Origin of the sequence: Sphingobium sp. DN12, assembly GCF_051058005.1 — a bacterium.
Lineage (GTDB): Bacteria > Pseudomonadota > Alphaproteobacteria > Sphingomonadales > Sphingomonadaceae > Sphingobium > Sphingobium yanoikuyae.
In genome coordinates this window covers 4,325,625-4,348,523 of sequence record NZ_CP173717.1, presented here as the reverse complement: position 1 = coordinate 4,348,523, position 22,899 = coordinate 4,325,625, and the positions used below count along the sequence as shown (strand labels likewise).

At 61.7% G+C, this 22,899-nt stretch carries 18 protein-coding genes; 3 read left to right on the top strand and 15 right to left on the bottom strand.

The window, feature by feature from the left end; genetic code table 11:
• Positions 1-39: 39 nt before the first annotated feature.
• The 3 genes from ACI6S0_RS20575 to ACI6S0_RS20565 are packed head-to-tail and all read right to left on the bottom strand — an operon-like array spanning position 40 to position 3,813.
• The gene (locus ACI6S0_RS20575; RefSeq protein WP_434404182.1) at positions 40-2,061 is read right to left on the bottom strand and encodes a M3 family metallopeptidase; all 2,022 of its coding nucleotides are present in this window, start codon (positions 2,059-2,061) and stop codon (positions 40-42) included.
• Complete coding sequence (locus ACI6S0_RS20570; protein ID WP_004209570.1) at positions 2,054-2,869, bottom strand: transglutaminase-like domain-containing protein; 816 nt, start codon at positions 2,867-2,869, stop codon at positions 2,054-2,056. The genes ACI6S0_RS20575 and ACI6S0_RS20570 overlap by 8 nt, the downstream gene beginning before the upstream one ends.
• Positions 2,863-3,813, bottom strand: a complete 951-nt coding sequence (locus tag ACI6S0_RS20565) for a transglutaminase family protein (protein ID WP_434404181.1) — start codon at positions 3,811-3,813, stop codon at positions 2,863-2,865. Before ACI6S0_RS20565 ends, ACI6S0_RS20570 begins: the two co-directional genes overlap by 7 nt.
• A 32-nt stretch (positions 3,814-3,845) precedes the next feature.
• Between ACI6S0_RS20565 and ACI6S0_RS20560 the strand changes: the two genes are divergently transcribed.
• Positions 3,846-4,604: an N-formylglutamate amidohydrolase gene (locus ACI6S0_RS20560; RefSeq protein ID WP_004209568.1), complete on the top strand. Its 759-nt coding sequence runs from the start codon at positions 3,846-3,848 to the stop codon at positions 4,602-4,604.
• A gap of 60 nt (positions 4,605-4,664) precedes the next feature.
• On the opposite strand, the gene ACI6S0_RS20555 is transcribed toward ACI6S0_RS20560, so the two are convergent.
• Positions 4,665-4,958: a hypothetical protein gene (locus tag ACI6S0_RS20555; RefSeq protein WP_004209567.1), complete on the bottom strand. Its 294-nt coding sequence runs from the start codon at positions 4,956-4,958 to the stop codon at positions 4,665-4,667.
• A 284-nt stretch (positions 4,959-5,242) separates the two neighbouring features.
• Positions 5,243-5,797 (bottom strand): outer membrane protein, encoded by a 555-nt coding sequence (locus ACI6S0_RS20550; RefSeq protein ID WP_004209566.1) that lies wholly within the window; start codon positions 5,795-5,797, stop codon positions 5,243-5,245.
• Positions 5,798-6,262: 465 nt separating this feature from the next.
• On the opposite strand from ACI6S0_RS20550, the gene ACI6S0_RS20545 reads away from it, so the two are divergent.
• A complete protein-coding gene (locus ACI6S0_RS20545; RefSeq protein WP_434404180.1) occupies positions 6,263-7,963 on the top strand; it encodes a diguanylate cyclase in 1,701 nt (566 codons plus the stop codon).
• A 76-nt stretch (positions 7,964-8,039) separates the two neighbouring features.
• Here the strand turns inward: ACI6S0_RS20545 and ACI6S0_RS20540 are convergent, their stop codons facing one another.
• Positions 8,040-8,201, bottom strand: coding sequence for a hypothetical protein (locus ACI6S0_RS20540; RefSeq protein ID WP_434404179.1), 162 nt, complete (start codon positions 8,199-8,201; stop codon positions 8,040-8,042).
• A 314-nt stretch (positions 8,202-8,515) separates the two neighbouring features.
• On the opposite strand from ACI6S0_RS20540, the gene ACI6S0_RS20535 reads away from it, so the two are divergent.
• Positions 8,516-9,235 (top strand): glutathione S-transferase, encoded by a 720-nt coding sequence (locus ACI6S0_RS20535; protein ID WP_434405976.1) that lies wholly within the window; start codon positions 8,516-8,518, stop codon positions 9,233-9,235.
• 9 nt (positions 9,236-9,244) lie between these two features.
• On the opposite strand, the gene ACI6S0_RS20530 is transcribed toward ACI6S0_RS20535, so the two are convergent.
• The 9 genes from ACI6S0_RS20530 to ACI6S0_RS20490 all read right to left on the bottom strand — a co-directional run bounded on the left by ACI6S0_RS20530 (position 9,245) and on the right by ACI6S0_RS20490 (position 22,769).
• Positions 9,245-10,093 carry a formate/nitrite transporter family protein gene (locus ACI6S0_RS20530; protein WP_434404178.1) on the bottom strand — a complete coding sequence of 283 codons (849 nt, stop codon included), beginning with the start codon at positions 10,091-10,093 and terminating at the stop codon, positions 9,245-9,247.
• Positions 10,094-10,142: 49 nt separating this feature from the next.
• Positions 10,143-11,987, bottom strand: a complete 1,845-nt coding sequence (locus ACI6S0_RS20525; RefSeq protein ID WP_434404177.1) for an acetyl-CoA hydrolase/transferase C-terminal domain-containing protein — start codon at positions 11,985-11,987, stop codon at positions 10,143-10,145.
• A complete protein-coding gene (locus tag ACI6S0_RS20520) occupies positions 11,984-14,077 on the bottom strand; it encodes a 3-hydroxyacyl-CoA dehydrogenase NAD-binding domain-containing protein (RefSeq protein WP_434404176.1) in 2,094 nt (697 codons plus the stop codon). The genes ACI6S0_RS20525 and ACI6S0_RS20520 overlap by 4 nt, the downstream gene beginning before the upstream one ends.
• Positions 14,078-14,085: 8 nt before the next feature.
• Positions 14,086-15,372 carry an acetyl-CoA C-acetyltransferase gene (locus ACI6S0_RS20515; protein WP_434404175.1) on the bottom strand — a complete coding sequence of 429 codons (1,287 nt, stop codon included), beginning with the start codon at positions 15,370-15,372 and terminating at the stop codon, positions 14,086-14,088.
• Positions 15,369-17,615 (bottom strand): acyl-CoA dehydrogenase, encoded by a 2,247-nt coding sequence (locus ACI6S0_RS20510; RefSeq protein WP_434404174.1) that lies wholly within the window; start codon positions 17,613-17,615, stop codon positions 15,369-15,371. Before ACI6S0_RS20510 ends, ACI6S0_RS20515 begins: the two co-directional genes overlap by 4 nt.
• 183 nt (positions 17,616-17,798) lie before the next feature.
• The gene (locus ACI6S0_RS20505; RefSeq protein ID WP_434404173.1) at positions 17,799-20,759 is read right to left on the bottom strand and encodes a PAS domain-containing protein; all 2,961 of its coding nucleotides are present in this window, start codon (positions 20,757-20,759) and stop codon (positions 17,799-17,801) included.
• Positions 20,760-20,779: 20 nt separating this feature from the next.
• A complete protein-coding gene (locus ACI6S0_RS20500; protein ID WP_136186126.1) occupies positions 20,780-21,019 on the bottom strand; it encodes a hypothetical protein in 240 nt (79 codons plus the stop codon).
• 29 nt (positions 21,020-21,048) lie between these two features.
• Entirely contained in the window at positions 21,049-22,344 is a 1,296-nt protein-coding gene (locus tag ACI6S0_RS20495; RefSeq protein ID WP_434404172.1) for a PQQ-dependent sugar dehydrogenase, read from the bottom strand.
• Positions 22,341-22,769 carry a DUF2231 domain-containing protein gene (locus ACI6S0_RS20490; RefSeq protein WP_434404171.1) on the bottom strand — a complete coding sequence of 143 codons (429 nt, stop codon included), beginning with the start codon at positions 22,767-22,769 and terminating at the stop codon, positions 22,341-22,343. The genes ACI6S0_RS20495 and ACI6S0_RS20490 overlap by 4 nt, the downstream gene beginning before the upstream one ends.
• Between the last annotated feature and the right edge of the window lie 130 nt (positions 22,770-22,899).

Here is a 22,899-nt window from a genome sequence, read left to right as displayed (position 1 = left end):
GGTTCATTCTCGGCAAAACAGATCGCGCGCCAGGGACGTTCAAGCGTCGAGAAGATGCCTTGCTCGCATCAAGGCCGTTCCGTCGGGCGCGCGTCCCAGGAAGGCCTGAAAGGACGCCATGGGATCGCGGCTATTTCCTGCGGCGAGTATCTCTTCGCGGAACCGCGATGCGAGATCTGGGTCGAAAATATCACCTGTCGCGACAAAAGCCTCAAATGCGTCGGCATCCAATGCTTCGGACCAGGCATAGCTATAATAGGCAGCCGAATAGCCGCCATCAAAGATATGCGTGAAATAGGGAAAGCGATGGCGCAACCCGACCGCGCGGGGCATTTCGAGCGCATCAAGCTGCGCCTCGACAAATGCGCGAGGATCGATCTGCGCGTCCGGTTTCTGGTGGATGGCAAGGTCCAGCAATGCGCAACCGATCAATTCCACGGTGGCAAAGCCCTGACCATAAGCCTCCGCCTCGCGAATGGCGCTGATCAGATTGTCCGGCATCCCAAGACCGGCGAGCGCCTGCGGGCTGACAATCCAGTTCTCCATGAACTTGCTCGGAAACTCTACGAAGTCGCGGGCAACCGCAGTTCCGGACTGGCTGGGGTAGGTGACCCGTGAAAGAAGCCCATGCAATGCATGGCCAAATTCATGAAACAAGGTGCGCGCCTCATCAATCGAAAGGCGGGTCGCACCCCGGTCGGGTGGCGGAGCAGCGGCAAAATTGGCGACCAGATAGACGATCGGGCGCACGTCGCCATCCATCGCTTCTTGCAACCGCAGGCTTCCCATCCAAGCGCCACCATGTTTTTCCGGGCGGGCCAGATAGTCGGTGAAGAGCAGACCCACAGTGCTCCCGTTGCTCTCCTTCACTTCCCAGGCCCAGACGTCCGGATGATAGCCTTCTATGTCCGCACGCCTGTAGAAGCTCAGGCCATAAAGTCGGCCGGCTGTGTCGAATGCTGCCTGCCGCACCGCATCGAGCCGCAAATGCTCCGCAGCTGCCGCAGTATCGAGTGCGTAACGGGTGCGCCGTACCTGTTCCGCGTAAAAGCGCCAGTCCCAGGGCGCGAGGCGGAAATCGCCGCCCTCCGAATCGATCAATGCCTGCAGTTCAGCAGCTTCCTGCGCTGCGCGCCGTTTGCCCGGAGCCCACAGCTGGCGCATCAGCGCGCTCGCTGCTGCCGGATCATGCGCCATGCTGTCGGCCAGCGCATAATGCGCATGGTCGGCATAGCCCAGCAGGACCGCCCTTTCCCTGCGCAACGCGAGCATTTCGGCGATGATGGGCCAATTATCATGTTGGTCGCCGTCGCAACGGGCGGTGAAGGCGCGCCATAGGGCCTCGCGCAAGTCGCGCCTCTTCGAAAAGGTCAGAAATGCCTCCAGGTCGGTGCGATCGAGCGTTATGTGATAACGGTCCTGAAACCCCTTGGCTGCTGCTCGCGCCGCAGCCGCCTCGCATATTGCGCTCGGCAGTCCCTCAAGCTCATTCTGCTCTAGATCAAGCACCCAGGCATTTGTTGCGGCAAGCACATTCTGCCCGAATTGAACTGCTAGGGCAGACAGGCGAGCCTCGATGGCGGCAAAGCGGTCCTTGCCAGCCCTCGTCAATGCTGCGCCGCCTCTAAGGAAGCTTGCATGGCTATCCTCCACGAGGCGGACCTGTTCCGGGGTGAGGCCGCTCTCGTGCCGTGAAGCATGGACTGCGAAGACGCGTGCTGCCAATTGGTCATTATGGCTTATGGCGACGGCATGCGCGCTAAGTCGCGCCGAAATCTCAGCTTCCGCCTCGCGGATGGCCAGCGTGCCCTTCGCCGAGGACAGGGCCCAGAACAACCGCCGGACGCGCGCGAGCGGCTCGCCCGACCGTTCCAGTGCGGCAATCGTATTCTCGAAGGTCGCGGGCGCGACCTGCTCGCAAATCGCATCAAGTTCAGCCTTATGCCAGGCGATGCTGGTCGTGACCGCGCGAAGGAACTGGTCATCGCCTATCTGCGCAAAAGGTGGCGCGCCAAGCGGGCCAGTCCAGGGTTGGAGAAGCGGGTCGCTTTGCTCAGTCAAGGGCGGTTACTTCCTGGGTGTGCACCTGAAATCGCACCAGGTTTGCCGGGCCAAAAGCCGTCGTCAAGGCTACGTCGGTGGCGTCGCGCCCGCGCGCCATCAGGATCCGGCCGATGCGCGGGCGATTATGGCGCGCATCATGGGTATACCAGGCGCCATCGATATAGACATCGAACCATGCGCTGAAATCCATCGGAGCATCTACCGGAGGCACGCCGATGTCGCCGAGATAACCGGTGCAATAGCGAGCGGGAATATTCATGCAGCGGCACAAGGTTATGGCGAGATGGGCGAAGTCACGGCACACGCCCTTTCGCTCCTGATAGCCATTCCAGGCGGTCTTGTCGGCGCGCGCATGCTGATAGCCAAATTCAATATGATGATGCACGAAGCCCACGATCGCCTCCACCCTTTCCCGCGCGCTGGCCAGATGACCAAATTGAGCCCATGCCACGTCCATCAGACGGTCGGTTTCGCAATAGCGGCTGCCCAGGAGAAAGGGCATGACGGCATCTGGAAGCTCTTCCACCGGCATCTGAGGACCACTGGGCGAGCGCTGGTCGGGATCTCCGCTATCCTCGATCACAAAGTCGCATGACAAGCGCACATTGCCCGGTGGGATGGTGAGCCGGGTGGCGACATTGCCGAACCCGTCCTCGAATTGATAAAGCGGAATGTCGGGCGCCGCTATCAGCCGCTGCGGCGTTCGCAGATCCTGATGGCGCGATGGATGCAGGCTGAGCATGGCCATCATCGCCGTCCGGTTCTCGGTCGAGAACTCGATATCATAGCCGCACCGGATCAGCATGTCAGGTTCGTTTCCTGATTGCCGGCGAGCCGGCTGTTGATGGCACCATGGCCGGAGAGGGAGAATGGTTCTGGATCGGCACGACTGACGTTGACGCTCACGTCCATCCCCAGAAAGCTTGCAGGCAGGCCGAACCAGGTGCCCGACAACGGTAGCGCCTGATACGGGTCGCGTGCGATCGCCACGCGGATCAAGCCGCGATTGCCGATGATCCCATTTGTCGGATCGAATTCCACCCAGCCAGATCCGGGCAGGAAGATACGGACCCAGGCATGGGTGTTGCCGCCGCCGACCAGCCCTTCGGTGCGCGATGGATTATAGACATAGCCCGACACGAAGCGGGCGGCGAAACCCAGCGCCCTGACAGCCTCAATCATCAGCACGGCGAAGTCACGGCAGGTCCCCTGCCGCTTGCGCAACGTCTCCATAGGAGATTGGGTGCCCTTTTCATGTCGTGGCACATAGGTGAAGTCACGCTGGATGCCTGTCGCGATCCGCGTAAGGAGATCGATGGTCGCTGTATCACCATGATTGCTGACGAAATCTCTCGCCCAATTGTCGACGATCCGCTCGGGATCGAGATGGTTTCGTTCGATCGACCGCAACAGATCGGGCATGTCTTCCGATGAATAGGTGAAGGGGAAAAGCCGGGCATAGGGTTCGACGTCGACCTGCTGCTGCGTCAAGGGCGCATGCTCGAGCGTAACCGCGCTCGCGACTTTCAGCTGCGACGTGCGTTTGTCGAACAGAGCAATGGCCACGGAATTTCCGAACACATCATGCAGCCAGCGCAATTCACAAGGTTGGGGATCGATATCGAGCCGCGCGCGGAGCAGTCGCTGGTCGAAGGCCTCACGCGGCCGCATCATGATGCGATGTTCGCCCAGCGACACCGATTGCTGATAGCGATAAGTCGTCACATGTTCGATTGTGAGCAACGGCATGAAAGGAAGTTCCCAATGGGCAGGGAGAAACCATGAATCTACTGGTGCCAGCCGATCCTGCGCCCTTCACCGTCATCAACGCGAACGGCTCCTCTCCGTTCCTCCTGACCGGAGATCATGCAGGGCTGGCAATTCCTTCGGCCCTGGGTGATCTTGGCGTAGGCCCGGCCGATTGGTCTCGGCATATCGCAATCGACATAGGCGTGAGAGATATGGGCCTGGAATTGGCGCGTCTCCTCGATGCCCCTTTCATCTTCCAGAATTATTCGCGATTGGTCATCGACTGTAATCGCGATCCCGCGCGCGACGACGCGATACCTGCGTCGTCCGATGGGACCGATATCGGTGGCAATCAGGGTTTGACCGAAATCGACAGGCTGGCGCGTGTCACCTCCATCCATGCTCCATATCATTCCGGCATTTCAGAAATGATCTCAGCTCGGCTGGCAGCGGGGCAGGAGACAATCCTGCTCGCGCTCCATAGTTTCACCCCGATACTGGACGAGATGAGGCGCCCCTGGTCGGTGGGCGTCCTGCACGCCGCCGGCCGGATCGATTTTGCGATTTGCCTGCTGGACGCGCTACGCCGGTTGCCGATCAAGGTGGGCGACAATGCTCCCTATGCCATGGATGAAACCGATTACAGCATGCCCTTCCACGCCCTTTCAAATGACCTTCGCTACGCTGAAATCGAGGTCAGGCAGGACCTTATTTCCCAAGGCGAGGGGCAATCCTTCTGGGCGGCGCGACTGCGCGATGCGATGGAAGAGGCCTGGCAGCGGCTCACATAGAATATGCTGACACCATGGTGAGCGCATCGCCTCGCGCTGTTCAAGAAAAGTCATAGGCCATCAGGCGTTGACGGCGACCAGAAGACACTGTTCCTGACCCAAAGCCGCTTCGTCCGACATTGTTACGATGCCCCGCCACCACTCGATGCCCGGACTACGGAACATGGCAAGGCTACCCGTTCTGGGGCGCGCATTCCAGTGGACGCCGTCAAACGCAAAACGCCAATAGGAATCGCAGTTGAGCGGTAGATGCCAGAATGCAGGCTCTTCGCTCGCGCTGTCTGCGTGCAGGATACGAAGCTCGCTCGGCACATCCCGACGGCTGCCATCGGGGAAGCGAACTTCGATCGTCATGCACAAGCCTCCAAAATCCTGCAAAGAGCGCAGTAGCCCACTCAAAACGCCTTGATATTCAACGGGTTCATGGTGCGGGAAGAAAATCTCCAGATCATGTGAATGAGCCCGGCACATTCTGGCTGAATGGGTGAACGGGCCCGCTGTAGTTGCCCGCTCTACCCCATGGCAGCGCCCATCTTCCACTCAAGGCGCATGCGGCCCAGAAGCGGCTGCGCGATCAGCCTGTGCGTCCCAGGGGAAGGCCATGTCTTATTCCTTCCCATGGAACTGTGTGGTAATTTTCAGAAGTGGAAAATGACGCCAGCCATGGGACGGAAACTGTCCCAATCATAGGTGTCGACCTGCACGCGCAGGCGCACGCCGCTGCTGCCAGTGACCCCGCCGAGGCCGATCTCCTTTGGCCCCACTTCGACACCCGCACCGTACATCCAGTCCTTCTCGTCGGGCCAGCCGCCTTTGCCATTGACCCACTGATAGCCGGCCGAGGCGTAGATCAAACCGCTCTCGCCTGCGCGGGCGCCTACACGGCCCTTCACGCCATATTCCCAGTCGATGTCGCTAAAGCCCTTCGAGGCGTTCCCTTCCACCCCGACGAACACCGGCCCGAGTGGCACATTCACGCCCGCGATGCCGCTGATCAGGGCGCCGTTCATGATCGTCTCGCCCGGAACGCTGCCGAACTCGGTCCCGCGGTCGAAAGTGTGATAACCGCCGAGAATGCCGACATAGGGTTCAATACCGAAGGCTTTGCTGCCATCGGGTGCGGTGTCGTCCTGAGCCATGGCAGCAGTCGGCAGTGCCAGGCAGCCCAGCAATGGGAGAATGATCTTCTTCATGATGTACGTCCCTGTTTGATTATTTCCACGAGGCTCAAACTAAAGGGCATGCACCGGGGTTGCCGCGTGCGAAAACAATAATGCTTATGTTGCAATTTTGACACTATCAGGGCGCGTTCGCCAATGTCTATTGAGGCAGAAGACATGGATGTAGCAGCATTCGAAATATTTATTTCGATATCGTCATGGATTTAGCGGCGGGATTTTCATGAAGCCGTCCGCCGCAACATGATGACCTTTCTTTTTAACTTGGATTAAATTTCTTGTTTTGTGATTGTGAGATGTTTTTCCGCCTCCGTCAGTCCATGGTGAGCGTTGACGCGAGCCGGGCGGATCGCTGCCCGCAAGTGAGCCAGTGGCCATGCGCCCAGTATATTCACGCATTTTCATGCTAGAGGGGCCGCGATGAATGCGCGGATCCTGACCAGGGGACTATCCCGACATAGGCTTGCGATTAGCTGCGCCATGTTCTCGATCGCACTGTTGATCCTGGGCGGGGCTCAGCCTGCGCGCGCTGAATTGCTACGCATTGGCGATCCTCTATGTCACGCAGTGAGCCGATCGATCGCCCCTGACGACACGCGCCCCTCCCATTTTGTCTGCAATGGTGATCCTGATGGCTATCAGAAGGGCACATTGTGGCTCCATGCCGCCTTGCCCCAGGGCTCGCGCGATCATGAGGATCTGTCGCTGATCATCCACAGCTCTCGATTTGATCGGCTGGTCGTGCGCTTCATCTATCGTGACGGTGCCGTCGAGCAGCAACATGTCCGGAGCGGCAATTTCGGGACCTATTGGAGAGCTGGCGGCCAACTCGCGTTCCGCGCGCCCTATCGCGACGTTCCTGTCGTGGCCTACACCGTGAGATTTGACGAAGTGGCGAGCGCGCATCTCCTGCGGATGAGGCTTGTCGAGCGCGGTGAAGAAGCCACCCAGACAACTGGCCTGGCTACCTTGACCGGTGCAGCGCTCGTTCTGCTGATTGTGGGCGCGATTTATAACGCCTCACTGGCTCTTGCCGTTCGTCAGCAACATGCCGGCTGGCAGGCTGCATGGGCATTCTGCATGGTCATATGGGGGGCGTGCTGGTCGCAACTTCATCTGTTCTTCTTTCCCTCCATGGCGGGCGCGGTATCGGCGCAAATCTGCACTGGTCTCTCCTGTCTCGCCATCACGCTCGCCACTTTGAGCGCCGTCACTGCTCTTGAAAAACAGCATCTCGATGCGGGGTTGAGGCGCACAGCGCTGGGCCTCACCGCAAGCGTGTGCGCATTGGGCATCCCGCTTTCGCTGATGCGTTCGGGGCCGTTCGACATGCTCGGCAATCTGCTGGGGCTCCTGGTCCTGGCCAATCTAGCGGCGGTCGCATCCTGTATCGGCCAGGCATGGCGACGGGGAAGCAGCGCGGCGCGGAGCCTGGGTGGGGCCTGGGCACTGCCAATGATCGTCCTTGCGTCGACCAGCTTCTTCGATGCGGACGCCATGTTCTGGGGCGGTGGGTCGCAAATTCTGGTCCTGTTCGCAGCGGCCTGGCAAACATTGTGGCTCTCCGCTGCCGCTTCGCGTGCTCATGCCCGTTTGCGGATGGAACGAGACGTCGCGCGGCTCGCAGAGGCTAAGGCCCATGAGCTTGCCCGCCGCGACGTTCTGACAGGGCTGCCAAACCGACGGGGTTTCATGGAAAGAACCGGCAGGATGCTTGAAGGCTTGCCTGTATCAGGCGCGCTGGTCGCTTTGCTCCTGATCGACGTCGATTGGTTCAAGTCGATCAACGATGTCTATGGTCATGAGGCTGGCGATCACGTTCTGGCAGCTATGGGTCGCTGCATCGCGCAGCATGAAAACTCCTCCTGTGCCGTGTGTCGTCTGGGCGGGGAGGAGTTTGCGATGATGGTCACAGGAGCTGAAGTTGGGAACATCGAGCAATTTGCACAAACCCTGCGCGGAACCTTGGCCGATCTGAGCCATGGCGACATCATCGGCAATCGCATGGTGACGGTGAGTATCGGTGTGACGGCCTCGGCATCCCGCGTTGACTTTGGCACGCTCTACCGGCTGGCAGATGAAGCGCTTTACGACGCAAAGCGTGGGGGGCGCGATCAGATCGCAATCCGCCTGGGTGAGTGGGCGGGCGCTCGCCGAAATGACAGACCGCTTTTCGCCTGACAGGCTTGCAGCGGGTTGAGGTGTCCCGGCTCGGCAACGCCTCGCCTTTGGCGCGCGCCGGGCTGGCGACCATATCTCAGAACAGAGGCCGGTCCGGCTCGAAGTTCCACAGTCGAGGCCTGTTAGAAGCATCGCGCTGCTCACGTGCGCCGCCACCGGCACGGCGCCGCATTTCTGCAAAAATTATCTGGTCGTCAATGGTATGGCGCTCGCTTTGAATGAGAAGAAAGGCTTCCATTAGGTCCCCCTCATCCCATTGCCGAAGCGAACCTATTTCATTCGACATGCGTCCCAAGCTCCCTGCGCAACTGCACTATCATTGGCGGAGAAGGCCTTATTTGAGACTATGCCTCCCCATCGAAGCTTCGGTCTCATCGCCTGGCTGGCCCCCGAAACTGCTCCTGGAAACTGCTGATAGCTCATATTGGAGAACGCGAACTCCGCCACTGTGTTCCTGTGCACCATTACAGCCCGGAGGTTGCCAGCAAGATTCCCATGGCAACCAATATGCCCAGGAAAGCCTTCTGGCAGAAGCACGGACGTAAAGGAGGGATGAGGGTGAAGAAGGATTTCGAGCTCTATTATTGGCCATTGCCATTCCGCGGACAGTTCATCCGGGCCGCGCTTGCCTTTGCGGGCAAGAGCTGGAACGAACATGATGAGGGTGAGATCGCCGCGCTGATGCAAATGGCTGCGGAGGATCAGCCGGTGCCCTTCATGGGCCCCCCCCTCCTGTTTGATAATGAAACCGGATTTGCCTTGTCGCAGATGCCAGCAATCATGGTCTATCTGGCAGAGCGTCTTGACCTTGTGCATGGCGGTACCCGCGAACGCGCCTTGACGGTCAAGCTCGTCAATGACGCAAATGATATCATTGACGAACTGACGCTGGATGGCGGCCGGCAGATGTGGACGGAGGATCGATGGGCCAGCTTTATTCCTCGGCTGGTGAAATGGATGCGCATCTGGGAGGCTGTGGGCACAAGCAGCGGCCTTGAAGCTGGAAAGGGTTTCATGCTCGGCACCGCAAAACCGGATCTGGCCGATATCGTGACCGTGACATTATGGGGCACCATGGCCAGCCGCTTCGGCGCAATCGCTGCCATGCTCTCCCAACATGCGCCTGCAACGATGGGTCTGGTCCAGCGTCTGCGCGCTCATCCTGCCCTGGCGAGGCTCGAGGCAAGAAGCGTGACGCGCTATGGCGAGGCCTATTGCGGCGGGGAAATCGAGAAGTCTCTGCGCGCAGTTCTGCCTGACAGCGACGGTTGAAACCGAACGCTATCCCCCTTCGGTAAGGTCGCTTCGCATCTGCCCATGGGCCAGGACCGCGAACAGGCCGCTACCACCGATGATGTTGCCGATGAGTGCAGGCAGAGAGAAGCCGAACCAGGCCTGCTGGAAACTGACCTCGCCGCTCAACCAGAGGAAGCTGATCTGGGAAGAACCGGTGACGACATGCGAAAAGCCGCCAAGGCCGATGACATAGGTCAGAAGGAAGATCACCCAGAATTCGCTGCCCTTGGCATTTGGCAAGGCCCACGCAATCGCGGCCATGATGAAGCCAGCCGGAATGCCCAGCATCAGGGTTTTCGACCAGTCCTGCCATTCGAGCTTGGCGAGAATATCGAGCGCCACGATGCGCTGTTCATGCGTGATGATGATCTCACCGGTCATCAGCGCGCTTACGAGCGTCACGCCGACAAGATTCCCAGCCAGCACGCAGGCCCACAGGCGCGCCAGACGTCCCAGATTGCTAAGGCTCGGACGGGTCGCGACCGGCAGCACCGCTGTGACCGTGCTTTCGGTAAAGAGCTGGAGCCGTCCCATGATCACTATCAGATATCCGACCGGATAGCCCAGCAGGTAGATGAGGGGCGCCCAGTCCGTGTCGGGCAGCCTTGCCCGCAGGAACAGTTCGGACATGAGCGACAGGGTGATAGCGAGGCCGGCGGCCAGGCCGGAAAGCATGAGTGCGAGGATCGGTCGATCCAGCTCTTCCTCACCCTGGAGCCGCACGACCTCATGGACGACCTTTGCCGAACCCGTACTACGCTCCTCGACATGGGCGGCCTCTTCTGCGTCAAGATCGGGGTGCGGGCTATCCTTGCCGTCCTTCATCTGCTCCATTCCCCTGTCTGTCGAAGCGACGCCTGGCCCGGTCGCCTCTTTCCTGTCCTTACTGTCCGGCATTGCGCAAGGCTCCCAGGATGAGCGCGCGATAGCTATGCTCCCTGACGCCATGGGGCGCATCCAGCCCCATGCGCTCGAGCGCGGCCGATTCCGCTTCGTCGGGCTGACCACCGCGCAGGCCGCGGGCAAGCAGGGCGGCCAGTTGGGCGGGCCTGGTCGCATGGTCTGCCAGATATTGCATCGCCGGCAGGAGCCGCTGCTCGATCTGCGTAAAGTCCGTGCCGAACGGGAAGGACGCAAATGTCTCCTTGGGCATGGCCGCGCTGATCCGCTCGGGGAGATTATCCCTGTACGCTTCGGGAATGTCCCAGTCGGGCGCTATCTTGCCCGCGGACCGGGCCTTTTCCACAAGTTCGCCCTGAAAGCGGCTGTCGGCAATGGCGATCAGGCGCCGGATGACCTGCTCATCGCTTTGGCCGCGCAGGTCCGCCACGCCATATTCGGTCACGACCATATCGCGCAAATGGCGCGGGATGGTTTCATGGCCATAGCTCCAGACGATATTGGACTGGCTCTCGCCCTTGTGACGCCGGGTGGCGGGCAGCGTGATGATCGAACGCGCGCCGTCGAGCTCGAGCGCCTGCGCGACGAAATTATACTGTCCGCCCACGCCGCTGACGACCTGGCCATCTTCAAGCCCGTCCGAGATCGTGGCGCCCAGCAGGGTGACCATCATGGCGCTGTTGACGAAGCGGGCCTTGTGCCGGGCCTTGCGCTTGGCCGCTTCGTTGCCGAACAGCGCATTGATATAGCTGATCTCGCGCATATGGATGCGATCGCGCAGATCCTCATCCATGTCCCGCAACGCGGCATAGAAGCTGCGCGGGCCAACGAAGAAGCCGCCATGTATGATCGCGCCATCGACTTCACGCTTGACGATGCCGGCCCTTATGAGGTCGAGGAAACAGTCGACCAGCATTTCGGTCGGCGCATATAGGCCTTCCTCAAACGGGCCCGTTTCCCATGGTTCGGGAGCGCCCAGCCGGTCGAGCGTTGCGCGATAGGCATCCGGCCGTTCCTGCCGTAGGATCAGGCTGTGGGCGATCGCGTCGCCGATTGCGCCGATGCCGATCTGAAGCGAGCCACCATCGGCTATCAGCGCGGCCACATGGGCGCCGATGGCGTGCTGGGCAGGGCTTACGGGTTGGCGTGGCGGCCCGAAGAGGGGAAAGCGTGTCTGCGCGCTGTCGAGAATGATTGCGAACCGATCGGACGGGATTTCGGCCGGACCGCGCATGAAGGGCAATTCGTCATTGACCTGACCGATCAGGGCAAAATCGCCCCGGCCCCGATCGCGCTCGGCAAGCAGGTCGAGGGTCATGTCGCTATTGCAGCTCAGGCTATAGCTGTTTCCCCGTCGCGCCACGATCTGCGCCACGACATTGACGCCCTGGTCGATCAGATAACGCATCGCATGGGTATAGTTGGCTGCAATATAGTGGCGCTGTGCATCTCCATTGCCGAGCCGGCTGCCGGCCTGGAAGAAAAATTCATTCACCTCGATATTCGCCGGCATCTCGCCCGCACGCTGCGCCTGCGCATAAGCAAAGCGCGGATATCCGCCCATTGTCCGCTCGAACACGGGCTCGAGGAAACGACGCTCGAGGTCCGTGCCAAGCGAGGGCGGCTCGAGCGTGAGCGCCGTGAAGATACGCAGCCTGATGGCGCGATCAGCGCTGGCACGGGCGAAGAGGGCATTGACGATATGAGGCGCCTTGCCCAGGCCCAATGGCAGGCCAAGGACGATATGCCCGTCAGTGCGAGCGATGATGCGGTCGGCGACCTCCTCTGCCGAACGAAGTTCGAGAGGACCGGTCCCGCCGGTCCTCATTGCAGCAAGTCCCAGCCCGGATCGGGCCGGAACCGCTCGCCATGCGCATCGCGCAGCCCTTCCAGCACGGCTTTGACCTCGCCAATCCCGCGTGCGTGGGCATAATGGAGCGGTCCGCCGCGGAAGGGCGCAAATCCGGTGCCGAAGATCATGGCAGCGTCGATGATATCTGGATCGTCGGTCACCTGCTCGCGCAGGGTCGCGGCGGCCATGTTGAGCATCGGCATGATGAGCCGGTCCGCCATCTCCGGCGGGGGCTGCGGGGCGCTGTTCTTGACCGCATGGCCGTCCTTCCAGGCATATATGCCTTTCCCGGCTTTCCGGCCCAACTGACCCGCCGAGACCTTGTCTGCCAACCATTGCGGCGTGGCAGGCATGGGCCAGTCCAGTTCTCGCTTGAGCATGGCGGCAACCGCAAGGCCGATATCAAGGCCGACCTGATCTGCAAGTTCCAGCGGGCCCATGGGCATGCCGAAATCCATTGCCGCCCTGTCGATCGTCTCGGGCGCGATGCCCTCTTCCATCATCGTCATCGCCTCGACCAGATAGGGGGTAAGGATCCGGTTGACGATGAAGCCTGGGGCGCTGCGGGCCGGGGCCGGCAGCTTGCCGATGATGCCGACAAAGGCTCTTGCGCCCGCCTCGACTTCCGGATCGACCCCGTCATGGCTGATGACCTCCACCAGGTCGAGCCGCGACACGGGATTGAAGAAATGGATGCCGATCAGCCGCTCGGGATGGCGTAACCCCTCGCGCAATTGCTCAAGCGGAATGGAGGAGGTGTTGGTCGCCAGGATTGCGCCGTCCTTCATACGTGGCTCGGCGCTCGCATAGAGGGTCCGCTTGAGATCAACCTTTTCCGGGGCTGCCTCGATCAGAATGTCGGCCTTGGCGATGCCCGCACCATCCGGGTCAGGGATCAACCGATCCAGCGCATCGCGAACCTTGAGCCGATCTCCATGAGCGAGCTTTTCATACAGCTTCGCAGCTCGGTTAAGGGCCGCGCCAATCGGCCCAGGCTTCACGTCGGAGATGCTGGTGCGCAGGCCGCGCCAGGCGCACCAGGCCGCGATGTCGCCGCCCATCGCGCCCGCACCGATGACATGAACGTGGGCGATCGTCTTATTGCCCGGCCCAGCCAGTGCCTTGAGCTTCTGGCGCAGGAAAAAGGCACGGATGAGATTTTGCGCGCTATTGCTCATCATGAGATGTGCGAAGGAAGTGATCTCCGCCCGTTTCATCGCCTCCTGGTCGCCACCATGAGTTTCCCACAGGTCGATAAGCGCATGGGGCGCGGGATAATGGGCCAAGGGTGCTTTGGCTTCCGCCTGGCTGCGCATCTGCCGCGCTGCCAGATGGCGGACTGGCGCGGCGTCCTTAAGGCGATCCAGCAATGCCTGACGGCCCTGGTCCATATCTCCTGCAACCGCTGCCATGATGGCGGCGTGGACATGGCGTTCAGGAACTACCGCATCGACCAGCCCCATGTCTTTCGCGTGGCCAGCATCGATCGACTTGCCGGTCAGCATCAGTTCCATCGCCGCGATCGGATCGCATAAATGGGTGAAGCGCGCTGTGCCGCCGAGCCCCGGGTGCAGGCCAAGCTGCACCTCGGGGAAGCCGAGCTTTGTGCCTTCGATGGCAATGCGCTGGTTGCATGCCAGCGCAACCTCGAGACCGCCACCCATGGCATAGCCGTGCATGACCGCGATGGTCGGAAAGGTCAGCCCTTCGAGCCGGTCGACGATCGCATGCGCGGCGGCGATCCGGTCCCTGACCATCGCCTCGTCGCGCATGTCACGAAATTCGCTGATATCTGCGCCGGCAAGAAAGCCCTGTGTCTTGCCTGAGCGAATGACCAGCGCCCGGGGCGTACGGTCCGCGATCATGTCGAGTATATGGCCAAGCTCCTCGAGCACTGCCTGGGACAGCAGATTGGTGTCCGTTCCCTGTTGATCGAGGATAGCCCAGCCAATGTCATGGGCGTCGCGCGTGAAGCGCCAATGATGCAGGGCCTCCGCGCGATGGGACGCGGGACCGGTCTCCAGAGCGCGATCGGCAAGAAAGGACCAGACAGGATCGTTCATCATGGCCTCCTTCACAGCCGTTCGATCAACATGGCGCCGCCTTGGCCGCCGCCGATACATTGGGTGGCGATGCCGCGCCTGAGCCCGAGCCGCTCCATCGCCTGAACCAGATGCAGTGCGATCCGCGTGCCACTCGTGCCCACCGGGTGCCCCAGGCAAATCGCGCCGCCATCGACATTGAGGCGCGAGGGATCGATTCGCCCGGCCGCCCCCTCAAGGCCCAATATGGTGCGACAGAATGCTTCGTCCTCCCATGCGGCAAGGCATGCCAGCACCTGCGCAGCGAAGGCTTCATTCAATTCCCACAGGTCGATGTCTGCCAATCCATGACCGTTGCGCTTGAGGAGTGCCGTCGAGGCGAGCACCGGGCCCAGGCCCATGATGGCTGGATCAAGCGCCGACCACTGGCTGTCAACGATCCGCGCGCGGGGCATAAGGCCATGGCGTTCGACGGCCTCTTGCGAGGCGAGTATGGTCCAACAGGCGCCGTCGCTGATCTGCGAACTATTGCCCGCCGTGACCTTCCCATAAGGACGCTCGAAAACCGGCTTCAGTGTCGCGAGCTTCTCTGTACTGCTGTCGGGCCGCACGCCATCATCCCGGGAATGGACGGTTCCATCCTTGGCAAACGCGGGCACAACTTCCCCCTCCAGCCATCCCTCCGCCTGCGCCCTGGCAAGACGCTTGTGGCTTTCGACCGCATAAGCGTCTGCTTCCGCCCGCGTTATGGAGAAGAGGTGCGCCAATATTTCCGCGGTCTGGCCCATGCCCAGATCGGTGATGGGATCAGTGAGGCCGCGTTCCAGCCCGATGATGGGCTTGAGGAAGTCGGGGCGAAATCCGCTGGCCGCTTTCAGCGAGGCCAGGGGGCTGCTCTTGTCGCCCTGCATCGCGGCAAACCATTCGACGGCATCCTGCCGAAACACGAGGGGGGCGTGACTGAGCGCCTCAGCACCGCCGGCCAGGATGAGGTCGCTGCCGCCATCGGCGATATAGCGGTAGGCGGTGTCCATCGACTGCATGCCCGAACCGCAATTGATTTGAACGGTAAAGGCGGTCGTCTGCGTCCCGCAGCCCAGACGCAGGGCAGCGACGCGCGCCGGATTGGCTTCATCGGCGATGACATTGACGCACCCCAATATAACCTGATCGAAATCCGTGGGGGCAAATTTCTGCCTCAGCAGGAGCGGGCGCCCACATTGCACGGCCAGGTCGACAGGCGTGAAGGGGCCGGGGCCGCCGCGCGCTTTGAGAAACGGCGTGCGGGTGCCATCGACAATATAGACCGGCCGGCTCATTCGGCGGCCTGTGCCAGATCCGATGCAGCAGCATTGCGCCGCAGCTCCTCGGGTGCAAAATCATCCACGGCGATGACGTCCGCGACCGCGCGATCGGCCTCTTCAAGCTGCGCCAGTTCTGCGCTCGACAGCAGGCCGCGCTCGCGCGCCTTGGCCCAATCCTTGATCCGCGCCTTGCGCAGCCGGTCATGGATCGGCTGGGTGTCGACCATCAGGCGAAAGGCTTCGGTCAGGCGGGCGACGGGTTCTTCCGGGCCGCCGATGAACACATTGTCGATCAGCCGTTCGCGCGCTGGGCAGGGTTCCAGGATGATCTGCGCGCACTGACGGATGGTCCGGTCGGTCGGGCCATGGCGACGGCGGCCAAAGGGGAGGATGAACAGGCGCAGCATCCAGCCCACGGGACGGGCAGGGAAATTCTCGATGATCTCGACGAACCTTTGCTCGATCGTGGCAAAGCCGCTGTCCATGCACCAGGCGAGCAGGGGAAGGTCATCATCCTGTCGCCCTTCATCCTCCCAGCGCTTGAGGGCGCCGGAAAGAAGATAGAGTTCGGACAGTATATCGCCCAGCCGAGCAGAGAGGAGTTCCCGCCGCTTGAGCTCGCCGCCCAGGGTCAGGAAGGATATGTCGGATATGAAGGCAAAGGCCGCGGCATAGCGGCTCATCTGGCGATAATAGCGGGTCGCGCGCCCGGCTTTGGGCGCCGGTGCAAACAGGCCGCCGGTCCAGTTACGCGCGAAGGCGCGGATCGCGGTCTTGAGCGCGTGGCCGACATGCTTCCACAGCACATCGTCGAACTGCGCCAGCGCCCGGCCGCGATTGGCATCGGCGACTGCGCGGATTTCCTTGAGAAGATAGGGATGGGAGCGGATCGCGCCCTGGCCAAACACCATCAGGCTGCGGGTAAGGATATTGGCGCCCTCGACCGTGATGCCGACCGGGATCGCGCGATACTGATTGCCGAGATAATTATTGGGTCCGTCGATCACGCCCTTGCCGCCATGCACGTCCATGGCATCGTTGATGACGGTCCGCATGCGTTCGGTCGCATGCAGCTTGAGGATCGAGGAAATGACGGCGGGGTGGTTCCCCTGATCGAGCCCTGCGCAGGTCAGGCGGCGCGCGCCATCGAGCAGATAGGCATTGGCCGCGATCCGCGCCAGCCGCTCCTGTATCCCCTCGAACTTGCCGATCGGCAGGTTGAATTGGGAGCGCACCCGCGCATAGGCGCCGGTTGTATGGGCAGCAAAGGCGCCGGCAGCAGCAGACAGGGAAGGCAGGGAAATGCCCCGGCCGGCCGCCAGTGCGCTCATGAGCATTTTCCAGCCTTGGCCGACGCGATCCGGGCCGCCGATGATGTTGTCGAGCGGGATGAACACGTCATGGCCCTCATTGGGGCCGTTCTGGAAACTCTGCATCGAGGGGATATGCCTGCGCCCGATCGACACGCCGGGAAGGTCGGTGGGGACCAGCGCGACGGTGATGCCGATCTCGTCCTGCCCGCCCAGCAGATGGTCGGGATCGCGCAGCTTGAAGGCGAGGCCCAGCAATGTGGCGACCGGACCCAGGGTGATATAGCGCTTGCGCCAGTTGAGGCGGATGCCGATCACCTCCTCGCCGTCCCACTGACCCTTGCAGATGACGCCTTCGTCGACCATCGCCGCCGCATCGGAGCCGGCTTCGGGACTGGTCAGGCCGAAAGCGGGAATTTCGCGACCATCCGCCAGCCGCGGCAGCCAGTGGTGCTGTTGTTCCTTGGTTCCAAAACGCAGGATGAGTTCGCCCGGGCCCAGGCTGTTGGGGACCATCGCGGTGACGGCCGCGGACACGGATCGGGTCGCGATCTTGCGGACAATCTCGCTATGGGCGAAATTGGAAAAACCAAGGCCGCCATGTTCCTCGGGAATGATGATGCCAAAGAATTTTTCCTGCTTGAGAAAGTCCCAGGCTTCCTGGGACAGGTCGTGCGTTTCCCAAGTCATGCGCCAGTCGTCGATCATGCCGCACAGCTGTTCGACGGGACCATTCATGAAGGCCTGCTCCGCGTCGGTCAGCCGGGCGGGCGGTACGGCAAGAAGCTGATCCCAATCCGGATTGCCGGTAAAGAGGGCCGCGTCCCACCAGCTGTTGCCCGCCTCGATCGCTTCGCTCTCCGTAGCGGAAAGGGCGGGCAGGGCTGCCTCGACGAGGGAGAAGATCGGGCGGGTTAGGATTTCACGGCGGGCGTTGGCAAGCATCATCTCTGTCCTTTTTACTTGCCCCATGAACGCGGAAGACCCCAGACATGATCCGTCGCGGCCTGAATCCTTGCCTGCAACTCAGCCGCAAAATGTCGTCAGGCCGACCGGCGGTCGTACCGCAAGATTGACGATTTCTTGATATTGGAAGCGGGGCAGTGCTCGGTCGATTGCCGCCTCGCGGGATCAGGGCAACATATCGCCAATCCGCTTTGCCAATGCGTCCATCGCGAACGGCTTGGTGACGAGCGCCATGTTGGGCGCGAGCTGGCCATTTCCGATGACGGCATTTTCAGCATAGCCGGTAATGAACAGGACCTTGAGATCCGGCAGGAGGCTGAGTGCGGCATCGGCAACCTGTCGACCGTTCATTCCGCCGGGCAAGCCCACATCCGTGATCAGCAGGTCGACTGCCACGCCATTTTGCAACAGCCGCATGGCGCCTGGGCCGTCCATCGCTTCCTGCACATCATAGCCCAGTTCCTGCGCTATCTCGACAACGAGGAGCCGAACCGTGGGTTCATCATCGACCACCAGGATCGTACCGCGTCGTGGTTCATTGCTGGCCGCCTGCTCACTCAGCGATGGAATGACTGACGCGTCCTCGCTTTCCTCGTCTTCCATGAAGTGGCGGGGCAGATAGAGACACATGGTCGTACCCGTCCCGAGCTCGCTATAGATCCGCACATGGCCGCCGGACTGACGTGCGAATCCATAGATCATCGATAGGCCAAGCCCAGTGCCTTCACCCAGCGGCTTGGTCGTGAAAAAGGGATCGAAGGCACGGGAAATTACCTCGGGCGTCATGCCCGTGCCGGTGTCTGTCACGCAGATCGATACATATTGACCTGGTTCCAGATCGCGCTTGCGCGCTGCTGCGTCGTCCAGCCACTTGTTTGCGGTCTCGATCGTGATGCGTCCCCCGTCCGGCATTGCGTCGCGCGCATTGATGCAGAGGTTGAGCAGCGCATTTTCAAGCTGATTGGGATCGACCAGGGTTGTCCAGATACCGGCCTTGCCGACGGTCTCGACCGCGATCTGTGGTCCCACCGTGCGCCGGATCAGCTCTTCCAGATCGAAGATCAGCCGGTTGGAATTGACCGGTTTGGGATCAAGCGTCTGCCTGCGGGAGAAGGCGAGCAGGCGGTGGGTGAGCGCAGCGGCGCGGCGCACGGCGCCCTGGGCGGCGACGGAATATTTGTCGATTTCGCCGACCCGGCCCTGCGCGATACGTATCTGCATCATTTCCAGGGCGCCGGAAATGCCCGTCAGCAGATTGTTGAAATCATGGGCTAGGCCACCAGTCAGTTGGCCGACCGCTTCCATCTTCTGCGACTGGCGCAGGGCGTCCTCAGCCCTGTCGCGCTCGGCCGTCTTGGTCTCGACCTCCTCGATGAGCCTGCGACGATCCTCCTCAAGCTGGCGCTCGACAGCCTTGCGGGCGGACATGTCCTGCATCGCCCCGACCATACGCAGCGGCTCGCCGGCAGGCGTACGCAGAACATAGCCGCGATCGAGGACATCGGCATAGCTGCCGTCGCTGCGGGCAAAGCGATATTCGTCGGTCCAGTCAGTCCCTTCGCCATCGATCACCGCGTGAATGCTGTCATTGATCCGCTGCCGGTCATCCGGGTGGATATGGTCCAGCCACCACCCGCCGGTCGGTTCGACATCTTCGAGCCTGTGCCCATAGGCATGCTCAAGCGCGATGTTCCAGGTCACATGATCGTCGCGGAAATTCCAGTCCCACACCGCATCATTGGTAGCCCGTCCAGCAAGACGCAGCCGCTCCTCCACCTCGCGCAAACTGGCCTGCGCCTGGCGATCGGCGGTGACGTCCTGCACGGTACCGATAAGACGGATTGGGTCCTGCCCCTCGAACATTGCCAGGCCCTGGGCATGGATATGCCGCTCGATTCCATCCTGGATCCCGACGGTCCGATACTCGGTGTCGAAAATGCAGGTGCCGGCCGGATCGAGCGCGGCGCGCACCGCTGCGTCGGCCCCTTCGCGATCCTCGGGATGCAGGCCCGCCAGAAAGGCGGTTTCATAGCTGACGGGGGCACCGGGATGCAGGCCAAAAAGGGCACGACAGCGATCGTCCCATTCAAGCTGTCCGGTCTGCGGCCAATAGTCGAACTGACCAAGGCGGGCCGCGCGTGTCGCGAGTTCCAGCTTTTCGCGGCTTGTGGCCAGAGCTTCGCGCGAAAGATGCGAGGCCGTTACATCGGTGGCCGTGCCGAACCACTCAAGGATATTGCCGTCATCGTCGAGGATGGGGACGGCGCGGGACGCTGTCCAGCCGATGGTGCCATCAGCCTGACGTACGCGATGCTCCAGCATGAAGGGCGCCCTGGCTTCGATGGCGCGGGCGATCGCGTCCATCACGATGGAATGGTCATCCGTTGGAACATAGAGTTCAAGCCAGCGAACAGATGGTGCTTGCGTGTCGACGAGGAAACCACGTCCGTCGAGGTGGCGCATTTCCTGCCAGTCGGCGCTCATCTGATAGATTGCGTCGGAGGTCGCGCTTACCAATGCGCTGAAACGCGCTTCGCTTTTCTCGAGCCTTGCCCGTTTTTCCTCGATCCTGCGGGCGTCCGTAAACTTCTGCGTCACATCCACCGCGATATCGAGAACGCCGACGATATCGCCTGCGTCGTCGCACAACGGACTGTAGCAGAAGGTCCACCATGTATCCTCGGCATCACCATTACGGGTCATGACGAGGTGCATGTCCTCGACCGAAACCGTCTCGCCGCCAAAGGCTCTATCGAGCAGGGGCGAGAGCTCGGACCAGATCTCGGGCCAGACATCGCACATCGATTGGCCAAGTGCTGCGGGGTGACGAGCTCCCAAAAAGGGCGCATAGGCATCATTGTAGAGGAATATCTGCGCCTCCCCCCACATGATGAACATCGGAAAATCCGAGGCGAGCGCGAGCTCGACCGTGGTCCGCAGCGAAATTGGCCAGCCGGCCTTGGCTCCCAGTGCCGTTTTCTCCCACGGGAAAGAGGCTATCCGTGTTCTGAGCGAATCCGCGTGCGTGGGCGCCGGAGAAAAAATGGAGGCCATGACTTGGGGATAGACGGACTTCGCCATCCTGTCACCGCGCACGACGGCGTTCTTTCCATCCACTTGGCGCATTTAACCTGATATTGCCGCTATTACTCGACGGCTTCAGTCCTGGGGGCGGCCGATCCTGCGCGGTTATCGCTGTTAACCTCATCCGCGCCGGTCTTGTCGGCCCTGAAATAGCCGATCGCCACCACGATGAGCAGAGCCGCAATGACGAGCGCGAGGCTTGTTACCAATATCGACCGGGTCACGGTGGTACGCGATCCGCTGCGTGCCTCGACTTTCGAGAGATGGGTCACCGTCTCGCCGTCTTCCTGTCGTTTCTCCATTTTCTCTCTCCTTGCCCCTTTTCCTGATGTCAGTGACGGATTGGGGCTATCCGCCAGACGCTGTTGGATAGATCATCGGCGACCAGCAGCGCGCCATGGACCGGATCATAGCTTACGCCCACCGGACGTCCACGCGCATGTCCATCCTTGATGAACCCGGTCAGGAAATCCTGGGGTTTGCCCACGGGCCGACCATCGGCGAAGGGGATGAAGACCACCTTGTAGCCGGCCAGATCCTGCCTGTTCCAGCTGCCATGCTGCCCGACGAAGGCGCCCTTCGCATAGGCCGGGCCAAGACCGGCGCCGGTTGCAAAGCTGATACCGAGTGCCGCGACATGGGATCCCAGGGCATAATCGGGCCGGATCGCGCGTCGCACCAGATCGGGCTGCTGCGGACGCACCCGCGGATCGACATTCTGTCCCCAATAGCTGTAGGGCCAGCCGTAAAAGGCCCCGGGACGAACCGCAGTCATATAATCGGGCACCAGTTGCGGTCCGAGCTCATCGCGTTCGTTCACCACGGCCCAGAGCCGGCGCGTCTGCGGCTCAACTGCAAGGGCTGTCGGATTGCGGATGCCCGAGGCATAGGTGCGATGCATGCCGGACTGGCGATCAACCTCCCAGATGACGGCACGATCTTCCTCCACCGCCATGCCGCGTTCGCCGACATTGCTGTTGGAGCCGATACCGACATAGAGTTTCGATCCGTCCGGGCCAGCTGCCAGCGATTTGGTCCAGTGATGATTGATGCGCGAGGGCAATTTGGTCACCTCGACGCCGGGCGTGGTGATGCGCGTCTCGCCCTCGCGATAGGGAAAGCGCAGCAGCGCGTCCTGTGTCGCGACATAGAGCTGGCCCTCGACCAGGGCGAGGCCATAGGGCGCATTCAACCCGGTGATGAGCGTACTGCGCAATTCGGCGCGGCCATCGCCATCGGCATCGCGCAGCAGGGTGATGCGATTGCCACCCTTTACCGATGTCTTCCCCATGGCCTTGATCTGGGTCGCGATGACATCCTTGGGCCGCAGGGCGGGGGCCGATCCCCCTGAACCTTCCGCCACCAGAATGTCGCCATTGGGCAGCACCAGCATCTGGCGCGGAATGGCGAGCTCCGTGGCAAAGGCCGTCACGCTAAAGCCGGCCGGTGCCGTCGGCTTTTCATTGCCCCAGCCTGCGGGCGTCGCGATTTTCATCGGCGGCAGCAATGTCTGGCGCTGATCGGGCAGGTCCGGCCGGTCGCCGGTCTGGTCAAGGCCAGGCTGGCTACGCCCGCAGGCGGCAAGCGCCAGGAGACTGGCGCCCAGAATGAAGGCACGCACGGTCATGGCCGAACCTCCCGATAGCTCGCGAAGGCCGTCCAGCCCGCGGCAAGGGCAGCCAGGCTGCTGAGGAGGGAAAGGATGAGGCCGATGGTCCCGACCGAACTCCAGCCGTCGCGGCTATGCTGGAAGGCGTTTATGAGCCCGCAGGCCCACATCAGCGCCAACAGCAGCAGATAAAGGCCATGCTGCCGACGTGCCGGCCCTTTGGCGCGCGCCAGCGCGATAAAGGCCCATAGCAGTACCAGGCCGCCGCCAATCAGTGCGCCGGTGATCAGCCAGGCCGAAAAATTGCTCCACTGCATTTCCGCGCTGTTGAGATAGGTGATGTCCGACAGCAGGGCAGCGGGAAACAGGGCGACCGGCCAGGCGAGCAGCAGGCCGTGAAGCGGGCGGAGCAGGGGCCGGGTGCGCGGCGGGGCGCTGGGCAAGACAGGTCTCCTTGTCGAAGGAAGAAGGATCCCTCGCCAATGCGCCGGCTGGCTTTTGGTTTCGCCGACACCGGCAATTCATCCACTTGTTACGAAACAGAAATGTTTGAACCGGATGCCGCTTCGCGTG

What these genes read in the sequence shown, in the direction of transcription:
- ACI6S0_RS20570 (WP_004209570.1), bottom strand. Translation starts at nt 2,869, where the DNA reads ATGCTGATCCGGTGCGGCTATGATATCGAGTTCTCGACCGAGAACCGG.
- ACI6S0_RS20565 (WP_434404181.1), bottom strand. Translation starts at nt 3,813, where the DNA reads ATGCCGTTGCTCACAATCGAACATGTGACGACTTATCGCTATCAGCAA.
- ACI6S0_RS20560 (WP_004209568.1), top strand. Translation starts at nt 3,846, where the DNA reads ATGAATCTACTGGTGCCAGCCGATCCTGCGCCCTTCACCGTCATCAAC.
- ACI6S0_RS20555 (WP_004209567.1), bottom strand. Translation starts at nt 4,958, where the DNA reads ATGACGATCGAAGTTCGCTTCCCCGATGGCAGCCGTCGGGATGTGCCG.
- ACI6S0_RS20550 (WP_004209566.1), bottom strand. Translation starts at nt 5,797, where the DNA reads ATGAAGAAGATCATTCTCCCATTGCTGGGCTGCCTGGCACTGCCGACT.
- ACI6S0_RS20545 (WP_434404180.1), top strand. Translation starts at nt 6,263, where the DNA reads ATGTTCTCGATCGCACTGTTGATCCTGGGCGGGGCTCAGCCTGCGCGC.
- ACI6S0_RS20540 (WP_434404179.1), bottom strand. Translation starts at nt 8,201, where the DNA reads ATGGAAGCCTTTCTTCTCATTCAAAGCGAGCGCCATACCATTGACGAC.
- ACI6S0_RS20535 (WP_434405976.1), top strand. Translation starts at nt 8,516, where the DNA reads ATGAGGGTGAAGAAGGATTTCGAGCTCTATTATTGGCCATTGCCATTC.
- ACI6S0_RS20530 (WP_434404178.1), bottom strand. Translation starts at nt 10,093, where the DNA reads ATGGAGCAGATGAAGGACGGCAAGGATAGCCCGCACCCCGATCTTGAC.
- ACI6S0_RS20525 (WP_434404177.1), bottom strand. Translation starts at nt 11,987, where the DNA reads ATGAGGACCGGCGGGACCGGTCCTCTCGAACTTCGTTCGGCAGAGGAG.
- ACI6S0_RS20520 (WP_434404176.1), bottom strand. Translation starts at nt 14,077, where the DNA reads ATGATGAACGATCCTGTCTGGTCCTTTCTTGCCGATCGCGCTCTGGAG.
- ACI6S0_RS20515 (WP_434404175.1), bottom strand. Translation starts at nt 15,372, where the DNA reads ATGAGCCGGCCGGTCTATATTGTCGATGGCACCCGCACGCCGTTTCTC.
- ACI6S0_RS20510 (WP_434404174.1), bottom strand. Translation starts at nt 17,615, where the DNA reads ATGATGCTTGCCAACGCCCGCCGTGAAATCCTAACCCGCCCGATCTTC.
- ACI6S0_RS20505 (WP_434404173.1), bottom strand. Translation starts at nt 20,759, where the DNA reads ATGCGCCAAGTGGATGGAAAGAACGCCGTCGTGCGCGGTGACAGGATG.
- ACI6S0_RS20500 (WP_136186126.1), bottom strand. Translation starts at nt 21,019, where the DNA reads ATGGAGAAACGACAGGAAGACGGCGAGACGGTGACCCATCTCTCGAAA.
- ACI6S0_RS20495 (WP_434404172.1), bottom strand. Translation starts at nt 22,344, where the DNA reads ATGACCGTGCGTGCCTTCATTCTGGGCGCCAGTCTCCTGGCGCTTGCC.